The organism is Aeromonas sp. CA23 (assembly GCF_002587065.1).
Lineage (GTDB): Bacteria > Pseudomonadota > Gammaproteobacteria > Enterobacterales > Aeromonadaceae > Aeromonas > Aeromonas bestiarum.
The window spans coordinates 720,273-730,000 of sequence record NZ_CP023818.1; the positions used below are offsets into that span (position 1 = coordinate 720,273).

The 9,728-nt window shown below is 58.1% G+C and carries 6 protein-coding genes, 1 tRNA gene and 2 rRNA genes (1 of these 9 only partly in view); 5 read left to right on the top strand and 4 right to left on the bottom strand.

What is annotated here, in order from left to right:
- Window positions 1-12 precede the first annotated feature (12 nt).
- The gene (locus CK910_RS03325) at window positions 13-735 is read right to left on the bottom strand and encodes an SDR family oxidoreductase (protein WP_098981009.1); all 723 of its coding nucleotides are present in this window, start codon (window positions 733-735) and stop codon (window positions 13-15) included.
- 142 nt (window positions 736-877) lie between these two features.
- Here CK910_RS03325 and CK910_RS03330 point away from each other — a divergent pair, with 142 nt between their 5' ends.
- The 5 genes from CK910_RS03330 (at window position 878) to CK910_RS03350 (ending at window position 5,971) form a co-directional block, all read left to right on the top strand.
- On the top strand, window positions 878-1,720 hold the full coding sequence (locus tag CK910_RS03330; protein WP_172955229.1) for a LysR family transcriptional regulator: 843 nt from the start codon (window positions 878-880) through the stop codon (window positions 1,718-1,720).
- 64 nt (window positions 1,721-1,784) lie between these two features.
- On the top strand, window positions 1,785-2,384 hold the full coding sequence (gene kefF, locus CK910_RS03335; RefSeq protein WP_098981011.1) for a glutathione-regulated potassium-efflux system oxidoreductase KefF: 600 nt from the start codon (window positions 1,785-1,787) through the stop codon (window positions 2,382-2,384).
- Between the two features lie 64 nt (window positions 2,385-2,448).
- The gene (locus CK910_RS03340; RefSeq protein ID WP_098984975.1) at window positions 2,449-4,305 is read left to right on the top strand and encodes a monovalent cation:proton antiporter-2 (CPA2) family protein; all 1,857 of its coding nucleotides are present in this window, start codon (window positions 2,449-2,451) and stop codon (window positions 4,303-4,305) included.
- Window positions 4,302-4,688: a SirB2 family protein gene (locus CK910_RS03345; protein ID WP_098981012.1), complete on the top strand. Its 387-nt coding sequence runs from the start codon at window positions 4,302-4,304 to the stop codon at window positions 4,686-4,688. Before CK910_RS03340 ends, CK910_RS03345 begins: the two co-directional genes overlap by 4 nt.
- A 296-nt stretch (window positions 4,689-4,984) precedes the next feature.
- Window positions 4,985-5,971: a helix-turn-helix transcriptional regulator gene (locus CK910_RS03350; protein WP_042868514.1), complete on the top strand. Its 987-nt coding sequence runs from the start codon at window positions 4,985-4,987 to the stop codon at window positions 5,969-5,971.
- Window positions 5,972-7,251: 1,280 nt separating this feature from the next.
- Here the strand turns inward: CK910_RS03350 and CK910_RS03355 are convergent.
- From CK910_RS03355 to CK910_RS03365, 3 genes are all read right to left on the bottom strand, one after another.
- A tRNA-Asp gene (locus CK910_RS03355) sits at window positions 7,252-7,328 on the bottom strand.
- Window positions 7,329-7,425: 97 nt separating this feature from the next.
- A 5S ribosomal RNA gene (gene rrf / locus CK910_RS03360) occupies window positions 7,426-7,540 on the bottom strand.
- A 123-nt stretch (window positions 7,541-7,663) separates the two neighbouring features.
- Window positions 7,664-9,728: ribosomal RNA gene (locus CK910_RS03365) — 23S ribosomal RNA — on the bottom strand; it runs 825 nt beyond the window's last position.

Genomic DNA, 9,728 nt, shown 5'->3' on the forward strand with positions numbered 1-9,728 from the left:
GGCCAGTCCGGATCAGGGTTGCTGACGGGTGGCCGCCAGCACGATTTCGCGTACGCAGACGTTGGCGGGCTGATGCCAGGCATAGAGCACGGCCTCGGCGATCACCTCGGGCGCGATCACGCCACCCATCTGATCCTTCCAGTCGTGATAGCCGGCCTTGATGTTCTCGTCCGTGGTGTGACTGAGCAGGTCGGTCTCGACCGCACCCGGGGCTATGGTCACCATGCGCACGCCGACGTCGGCCACCTCTTCACGGATATTTTCGGTCAGGGCGTGCACCGCGAACTTGGTGGCGCAATAGGCCGCATGGTTCGGGAAGGTCTTGCGACCGGCGATGGAGCTGATGTTGACTATGGTGCCGCTGCGGCGAGCCTTCATCCCGGCCAGCACGGCATGAACGCCGTTCAGCACCCCCATCACATTGATGTTGAGCATCTGCTGCCACTCGGCAGGATCCTGCACGTCGGCCTGCCCCAGCAACATGACGCCGGCATTGTTGACCAGGCAACCCACAGGGCCGAACCGGTTCTCTGCCTGCTGGACAGCGGCCTGCATGGCGGCCGTGTCGGTGACATCGACGCTGACACACAAGGCGTTGGGCAGACCCAGCGCCTGCATGGGCTCGACCCGGCGAGCCAGCAGCAAGAGTGGATGACCAGCGGCCGAGAAGGCGCGGGCGATGGCGGCACCGATCCCGGCTGAAGCACCGGTGATCACGACGAGGGACTTGGACATGGTATTTCCTTTTGATTCGATGAGAAACGGGATCACACAAGCGGCTGGCCAGCACGGAACTCAGTCACTATAGTCGCTGCATCCATCAGTGATAAATATTGTTTTCCGCTGGTTATCATCTGAAAAAACTATGGTTGGGCTCATGCTGGATCTGAGATTGCTGCGCTTCTTCATCGCCATCTATGAAGAGAAAAACATCACGGCGGCGGCACTGCGCTGCCACGTCAGCCAACCCTCCCTCTCGGCCGGCCTGCGCCAGCTGGAAGAGGCGCTCGGCGACAGCCTGTTCACCCGTGGCAAGAAGGGGGTTGAGGCAAAGGATCCGGCCCATTACCTCTATCCCCATGCGGTCAAGCTGGTGGAAGAGGCACGCCGCCTGCCGGAGCTGTTTCGCCAGAAGGCGACGCGCGCACGACTCAACATGGCCATCATGCCGGATCTGAGCCGCCACCGGCTGGCCGGCTTGCTGCAGCGGGTGCAGGGCGTGCTGCCCGAGCTGGATCTCACCCTCTCCGACTACGGCAGTCCCGCCGACTGTCGGCTGACCCTGGATGCGCTGCGCCGGGAGGACGAGATCTTCCTGCCCCTATGGGAAGAGGACTATGTGCTGTGCGTGCGCACCGACCACCCCCTCGCCAGCCGCGCCCGTATCGCGCTGACTGAGCTGCAGCATTATGATTTTATTGAGTGCCCGCCCTGTGAGGCCCATCAGCAGACCATAGGGCTACTGGCCTGCGACCGGCTCACCCTCAACCTGGTGGCCAAGGCCGAAAGCAAGGGGCTGGTGATGGCGCTGGTGCTGGCGGGCGTCGGCATCAGCTTCCTGCCCGACGGCCTGGTGGGCGACGAACCCGGCCTGTGCACGATCGCGGTAAGCGGGCCGCGGATGTTTCGGCGCATCGGACTCTGCTATCCCGCCCATCAGACCCTGAATCCGGCGCTGCGCGATCTGATCCCGGAACTGGCGGGCTATTGCGCTTCTTGATAACGTCGCAGCTCAATGCATCTTCTTTTCACCGGTATCAGGCCCATCTTCAGGTTATGACTTCATGAAACGCATTCTGGTTCTCTTTTCACACCCGGCCCTGCAGAGCTCCCGGGCCAACAAGCAGCTGCTGCAGGCCGTCTCCGATCTGGAGGGGGTCACGGTGCACGACCTCTACCAGCACTACCCTGACATGTTCATCAACGTGAAGCGGGAGCAGGCCCTGCTGTCGGAACACGACATCATCGTCTTTCAGCACCCCTTCTACTGGTACTCCTGCCCCGCCATCATGAAGGAGTGGATGGATCTGGTGCTGGAGTATGGCTACGCCTACGGTCCGGAAGCCCACGCCCTCAACGGCAAGCAGTGGCTGAGTGCCATCACCACGGGGGGCGCCCCCGACTCCTATTGCAGCGAAGGCTACAACCGCCGCCCGCTGCTCGACTTCCTGCTGCCGTTCCAGCAAACGGCGCAGCTGTGCGGCATGAGCTGGCTGCCGCCGTTCGTGCTGCACTCCTTTCACAAGATCAAGGATCCGGAGGCGCTGCGCCGCTGTGGCCAGGATTATCGCCAGCTGTTGTGTGCCCTGCGCGACGAGCAGCTGACCCCGGCCCAGCTCGGCGGCAGCCCCTATCTGCGGGATCTGCTGGAGGTGCTCTCATGAAACACTGTCAGTCATTTGGCCGACCCTGTGAGTCGGGCCAGACATGCGAGCGGAGGGCCAGCTGATGGGTCACGGATTACTGTTTGATGCGCTTATCTACCTCTCGGCGGCGGTGATCGCCGTGCCGCTGGCCAAGCGCTGGGGGCTGGGTTCCGTGCTCGGCTACCTGCTGGCGGGCATCATCATAGGTCCCTTCCTGCTGGGGCTGGTGGGAGAGCAGAAGGATGTGATGCACTTCGCCGAGTTCGGGGTGGTGCTGATGCTGTTTCTGGTCGGGCTGGAGCTGCGCCCTGCCCTGCTGTGGCAACTGAAGGGGCCCATACTCGGCACCGGCGGCCTGCAAGTGCTGCTCACCACGGGGGCCCTGACCGGGGTCGCTCATCTCATCGGCCTGCCCTGGCAACAGGGGCTGGCCATAGGTCTCATTCTGGCGCTATCGTCCACGGCAATCGTTCTGCAGAGCCTGCAGGAGCGCAAGCTGATGCAGAGCGAGAGCGGCCGCCCCGCCTTTGCGGTGCTGCTGTTCCAGGATATCGCCGTCATTCCCATACTGGCGATCCTGCCACTGCTCGCCATAGCACCGGTGGCCAGCAATGGCGGCTCCGAGCTGGCCGGCTGGCAGCACGGACTGCTGGTGGTGGCGGCCATCTCCGGCATAGTGCTGGGTGGCCACTACCTGATGCGCCCCGTGTTTCGGGCCATAGCCCAATCCCACATGCGGGAGATCTTCGTCGCTGCCGCCCTGCTGCTGGTGATCGCCATCGCAGTGCTGATGGAGTCGGTGGGGCTCTCCCCCGCCCTTGGCTCCTTCCTCGCCGGCGTGGTGCTGGCCGACAGCGAGTATCGCCACGAGCTGGAGGCGGACATAGAGCCGTTCAAGGGCTTGCTGCTCGGCCTCTTCTTCATGTCGGTGGGTGCCGGCATCAACTTCAGCCTGTTTGCCGAACACCCCTTGCTCATCCCGACCCTGGTGGTCGGCCTGATGGCGCTCAAGTGGCTGGTGCTGATGGCGCTCGGCTTTGTGATTCGCATCTCGCCGAGCCAACGCTGGACCTTCGGGCTGGCGCTGGCGCAAGGGGGGGAGTTTGCCTTCGTGCTGTTCTCGTTCGCCACCCAGAACAAGGTGCTGCCCGGCGACACCATCTCGCTGCTCACTCTGGTGGTGGCCCTCTCCATGGCGCTGACGCCGCTCTTGCTGATCCTCAACGATCGGGTGATCCAGCCCTGGTTCGATTACCGCACCCACAGCGATGCACCGCAGCACGAACAGCCGGAGCTGGTGGAACACCCGGTGATCATCGCCGGCTTCGGCCGCTTCGGCCAGATAGTGGGACGTCTGCTGCACGGCCACGGCATAGGCACCACCATACTCGAGCAGGATGCCAGCCAGATCGAAATGCTGCGCAAGTACGGCTACCAGGTGTTCTACGGCGATGCCAGTAGGCTCGACCTGTTGCATGCCGCCGGCGCCCACAAGGCCAAGCTGCTGGTGCTCTCCATCAACGATCCGGCCACCTCGCTCGAAGTGATTGAAATGGTGAAGAAACACTTCCCGCACCTTAAGATACTGGCGCGAGCCCAGGACAGACCTCACGCTCACGAGATCCTGCGCCAGGGCGTGGGCAGCGTGTATCGGGAAACCCTGGGTTCTGCCGTGGATCTGGGGGTGGAAGCCCTGACCCAGCTGGGATTTCGGGCCAACCAGGCCTGGCGGGCGGGACAGACCTTCAAGCAGCACGACAACTGGTTGCTGCGGGAGCAGGTCAACTACCTGGACGACGAACACACCTATATCAACAAGAGCCTGCAATACCGGGATATCCTCTCCGATCTGTTGCAAGACGATCAGGAAGGACAGGAGCGCATTCACGCTCACAACTGGAACAGCGGTCTGCCCGACAACGACAAGGAAGCAATATGATTGCCTATTACCCCATGCTCAAACATCTGCACATGACCCTGGCCATCGTCAGCCTGCTGCTGTTCGTCTATCGCTGGATGCTCTCTCTCAATGGCAGCCCGCGTCTGCAACAGCGCTGGCTGAAGATAGCGCCCCACGTCAACGACACCTTTTTGCTGCTGCTCGGGGTGCTGTTGGCGGTCACGTTGCAGATGAGCCCGGGCCAACAACCCTGGCTGATGGCCAAGCTGATCGCACTGGTGGTCTACATAGGCCTCGGCGTCATGGCGCTCAAGCGCCCTGCTCGCAACCAGAAACTGGTGGCCGGCTTCGCTGCCCTGGCGGTATTCGGCTATATGGTGGGAGCCGCCATCACCAAGTCAGCCTGGTCCTGGCTGGCCTGATAACAGGTCGCCATCTGGTGGAGGGGCCGCGCCCCTCCACATCATCTTCTGCCTCTTCCTGCTATTTTTATTTTTTCCTCTCCCCAAAAACCGCAAGACAGCACGTTCATTTGCGATTTTTTCATCAATTAAAAGCCTCGATTGCTGCCCACTAAAACATGTATTAGCTTTAATATCATGCAGTTAAACCAGTTTGTATGAAAATGGCGACAGTTGTCGCAGCAAAACTTGCGACATAGACTGTCGCATGTCATGGCTAGGATACACTCAACGCTAAACCAGTGAAGGCATGCACCATGAGTAAGAAGCTGTTACGACAACTGACCTTGGCGCGTTGCATCCCGCACCGCCCTTACAAGCTGACCGCCAGCCAACTCCAGGTAAAACTGGAAGAGGAAGGCATACACGTCAGTCTGCGTACCGTGCAACGGGACCTGGAGGAGATGTCCGGCATGGGGTTGTTCGACCTCACTTCGGATGAACGCAGCAAACCCCACGGCTGGTGCTTTGAGCGCCATGGCCTAAACGACTTCGCCAACATAATGCCGCTATCGCTGGCAGTGGCCCTGAAAACCTGGAGTGATCAGGCAAGCCAACTGCTACCGGCAAGTGTGCTGACCGAATTGAACCCGCTGGTCGACAAAGCCAGCCAGGTGATCCGCGACAGCCAGAGTGAACTGGCCGAACGCTGGCTCGAAAGCGTGCATCAGTCACCGCGTCCGTTTGCCGGCAACCCTGAGATCCGTCGCAGCACCCTGATCCGCGATGCCCTCTGGCGCGGTCGCAAGTTCAGTGCCGAGATTCAGCGTGTCATCAAGGAACGTACCGTATGGCTCTGCTATGACCGCATCAATCCCCTCGGTATCCTGAATCAGGCCGATGGTCCGACCCTGCTCTGTACCCTGTCAGAGCTGGATCCCAAGGTGTACGGCATACCGTTCGATCACATCAAGGGCGTGGAGCTGACCAACTTCAGCGCGACCCAGCCGAAGGATTTCAATATCCAGAAGCTGATCCGCGATCAGGGCTACCAGGACGTCAGCGGCCCGATCCGCTTCGTCGGTCGCATAGATGCCAACTGCCCGACTCTGGTCGATGGACAGATCCCGGGCCACAACCCGCGCATGACCCGCTACGATAAGCGCAGCGTAGTCGTGGAGACCGAGGTACAGGACACCCCTGAATTTCGCACCTGGTTGAACAACATGAGCGGCAACCTGGAAGTGTTGGCGCCAGAGTCGTTGCGCAAGGCATATCCCACGCCTGGCAGCCGAGTCAGCTAATCCCAAAAAAGCCGAGCCCAACCTCGGCTTTTTTGTATTCTTTTTGAGCATATTTATTCAACTAATTTTTAACTCTTGCCCGCTTAATTGAGCCGCGTTGTACCATCGTTTTCCCCCTGTTTTTGCGTGTGAGAGATCCGCCATAGCCGCTGTAAGAGGCCACTGTGTCGAGCCGTACGCGAAGCCATCTTTGAATCCATGTGCTTTCCGATGAAACAAACTAAGCTGATGATTAGTATGGGTTTATCTTGTTAATGGCTGGGTTTAACCAAGCCGGGTCATGCCGATAACCGCCCAACCTCCCTTGTTCCGCGATGCGGTTCCCTTAATATGGGTCTCACAAGGACGGAGCTGGTCCGGCAGGATGCAGGAACAGCGCATAAGCAGGGAATAATCCACAGGACGTGGTCAGGGACACCTCAGGATGAGGCAGGTAGCCAGGAAGGTTATCAAACGGATTGAACAGGACGCCACAGGATGTGGTTGTGGACACCTCGGGATGAGGCAGAGCGGTACGGATTGCGGCTCTTCAGGAAGAACAGGACCTCGCCGGATGCGAGTAGGACAGCTTCAGGATGAAGCGAGATAGGCCGGATGGTTATCTGTCAGGACGATGCAAGGAACACCACGGGATGTGGTAACGGACACCTCCAGGATGGAGAGAGTGCAGCAATCAGGATCGATTGCCAGGCTAGGATGGCCACAGGACACCTCAACGGATTGGGAAGGGGATATTCCGAAGGATCAGGATAAAGTCAGGGATTGCAGGGAGCGTTGCAGTTCATGGACTGGACTAGATGACTTGAGGGGACGGCAGCTGCCGTCCCCTTTTCTTTTACCTCTTTACAGCCCTTGGTCCATTGTTCGATGGCCATGCATGCACACCCCGCCTTAGATCAGCATCCACGACTTATCCGCATCACAAGCCCCCCCCCGAACGAACGTTTACAAGCGCAGCCCCCCTTAGAGGACATAACAAAGCCATCCATACAAAGTCTGATGGACTTGGCTCAAGCGAAGGTGATGGTGATGGTGATGGTGATGGTGATGGTGATGGTGAGTAAGGCTATCCACATTTACACCATAGAGCACCTGCGTCAGCCATTGAGATCCAAGCACTTTAAATTGCTAGATGCTAGGGAGCACAAGGGGTGACAGACTGGGATAGAGACGCCAGTGGCAAGTCGCAACCCAGTTTGTTGTTCCTTGTTTCCTTATTCCCGTTCGCAAATGCCAAAAAGCAAAAAGGCCTTCCCATCTGGGAAGGCCTTTCAATTTACTGGCGGAGCGGACGGGACTCGAACCCGCGACCCCCGGCGTGACAGGCCGGTATTCTAACCGACTGAACTACCGCTCCGCTGTCTGGTTAGCTTTTTGCTAAATTGTCTGCCGTCTCAATGAGGTGTCATCCTCTCGGCCAGCGTCGTGATGTGCACGTCGCTGTTTAATTGGGTGCCTGGCAGTGTCCTACTCTCGCATGGCGAATGCCACACTACCATCGGCGCTACCGCGTTTCACTTCTGAGTTCGGCATGGGATCAGGTGGTTCCACGGCGCTATGGCCGCCAGGCAAAATCTTAATCTAGAAAGCTGACGTGAGTAACGACTGATGCCTTGGGCTTCGTCGCTATCACTGAATTTGTAAGTAGTTCTTCGATTTGCTACAAGGCCCAGAACACTTCTTGGGTGTTGTATGGTTAAGCCTCACGGGTAATTAGTATGGGTTAGCTCAACACGTCGCCGCGCTTACACACCCCACCTATCAACGTTGTGGTCTCCAACGGCCCTTTAGGACCCTCAAGGGGTCAGGGATGACTCATCTCAGGGCTCGCTTCCCGCTTAGATGCTTTCAGCGGTTATCGATTCCGAACTTAGCTACCGGGCAGTGCCACTGGCGTGACAACCCGAACACCAGAGGTTCGTTCACTCCGGTCCTCTCGTACTAGGAGCAACTCCCTTCAATCATCCAACGCCCACGGCAGATAGGGACCGAACTGTCTCACGACGTTCTGAACCCAGCTCGCGTACCACTTTAAATGGCGAACAGCCATACCCTTGGGACCGACTTCAGCCCCAGGATGTGATGAGCCGACATCGAGGTGCCAAACACCGCCGTCGATATGAACTCTTGGGCGGTATCAGCCTGTTATCCCCGGAGTACCTTTTATCCGTTGAGCGATGGCCCTTCCATTCAGAACCACCGGATCACTATGACCTACTTTCGTACCTGCTCGACCTGTCCGTCTCGCAGTTAAGCTGGCTTATGCCATTGCACTAACCTCCTGATGTCCGACCAGGATTAGCCAACCTTCGTGCTCCTCCGTTACTCTTTGGGAGGAGACCGCCCCAGTCAAACTACCCACCAGGCACTGTCCGCGATCCCGATTCAGGGACCTGCGTTAGAACATCAAACATACAAGGGTGGTATTTCAAGGACGGCTCCAGCGCAACTGGCGTCACGCCTTCAAAGCCTCCCACCTATCCTACACATGTAGGTTCAATGTTCAGTGCCAAGCTGTAGTAAAGGTTCACGGGGTCTTTCCGTCTAGCCGCGGGTACACCGCATCTTCACGGCGAATTCGATTTCACTGAGTCTCGGGTGGAGACAGCATGGCCATGGTTACACCATTCGTGCAGGTCGGAACTTACCCGACAAGGAATTTCGCTACCTTAGGACCGTTATAGTTACGGCCGCCGTTTACCGGGGCTTCGATCAAGAGCTTCGCTTGCGCTAACCCCATCAATTAACCTTCCGGCACCGGGCAGGTGTCACACCCTATACGTCCACTTTCGTGTTTGCAGAGTGCTGTGTTTTTGATAAACAGTCCCAGCCATCTGGTCACTGCGACTCCCAACTGCTCCATCCGCGAGGGACTTCACTGTCAAGAGCGAACCTTCTCCCGAAGTTACGGTTCTATTTTGCCTAGTTCCTTCACCCGAGTTCTCTCAAGCGCCTTGGTATTCTCTACCCGACCACCTGTGTCGGTTTGGGGTACGATGACTTGTAATCTGAAGCTTAGAGGCTTTTCCTGGAAGCAGGGCATCAATGGCTTCACCACCGTAGTGGCTTCGTCTCGTGTCTCAGTGTTGTGTCTCCGGATTTGCCTAGAAACACCACCTACGCACTTTCACCAGGACAACCGTCGCCTGGCCCACCTAGCCTTCTCCGTCCCCCCATCGCAATTACAAGTCGTGCAGGAATATTAACCTGCTTCCCATCGATTACGCCTTTCGGCCTCACCTTAGGGGTCGACTCACCCTGCCCCGATTAACGTTGGACAGGAACCCTTGGTCTTCCGGCGAGGAGGCTTTTCACCCCCTTTATCGTTACTTACGTCAGCATTCGCACTTCTGATATCTCCAGCATACCTCTCGATACACCTTCGCAGACTTACAGAACGCTCCCCTACCACTCACACATAAGTGTGAATCCGCGGCTTCGGTGCCTGGTTTGAGCCCCGTTACATCTTCCGCGCAGGCCGACTCGACTAGTGAGCTATTACGCTTTCTTTAAATGATGGCTGCTTCTAAGCCAACATCCTAGCTGTCTGAGCCTTCCCACATCGTTTCCCACTTAACCAGAACTTTGGGACCTTAGCCGGCGGTCTGGGTTGTTTCCCTCTTCACGACGGACGTTAGCACCCGCCGTGTGTCTCCCGGATATTACTTACTGGTATTCGGAGTTTGCATGGAGTTGGTAAGTCGGGATGACCCCCTAGTCCAAACAGTGCTCTACCCCCAGTAGTATTCGTCCGAGG

What these genes read in the sequence shown, in the direction of transcription:
- CK910_RS03325 (WP_098981009.1), bottom strand. Translation starts at nt 735, where the DNA reads ATGTCCAAGTCCCTCGTCGTGATCACCGGTGCTTCAGCCGGGATCGGT.
- CK910_RS03345 (WP_098981012.1), top strand. Translation starts at nt 4,302, where the DNA reads ATGATTGCCTATTACCCCATGCTCAAACATCTGCACATGACCCTGGCC.
- kefF (WP_098981011.1), top strand. Translation starts at nt 1,785, where the DNA reads ATGAAACGCATTCTGGTTCTCTTTTCACACCCGGCCCTGCAGAGCTCC.
- CK910_RS03350 (WP_042868514.1), top strand. Translation starts at nt 4,985, where the DNA reads ATGAGTAAGAAGCTGTTACGACAACTGACCTTGGCGCGTTGCATCCCG.
- CK910_RS03340 (WP_098984975.1), top strand. Translation starts at nt 2,449, where the DNA reads ATGGGTCACGGATTACTGTTTGATGCGCTTATCTACCTCTCGGCGGCG.
- CK910_RS03330 (WP_172955229.1), top strand. Translation starts at nt 878, where the DNA reads ATGCTGGATCTGAGATTGCTGCGCTTCTTCATCGCCATCTATGAAGAG.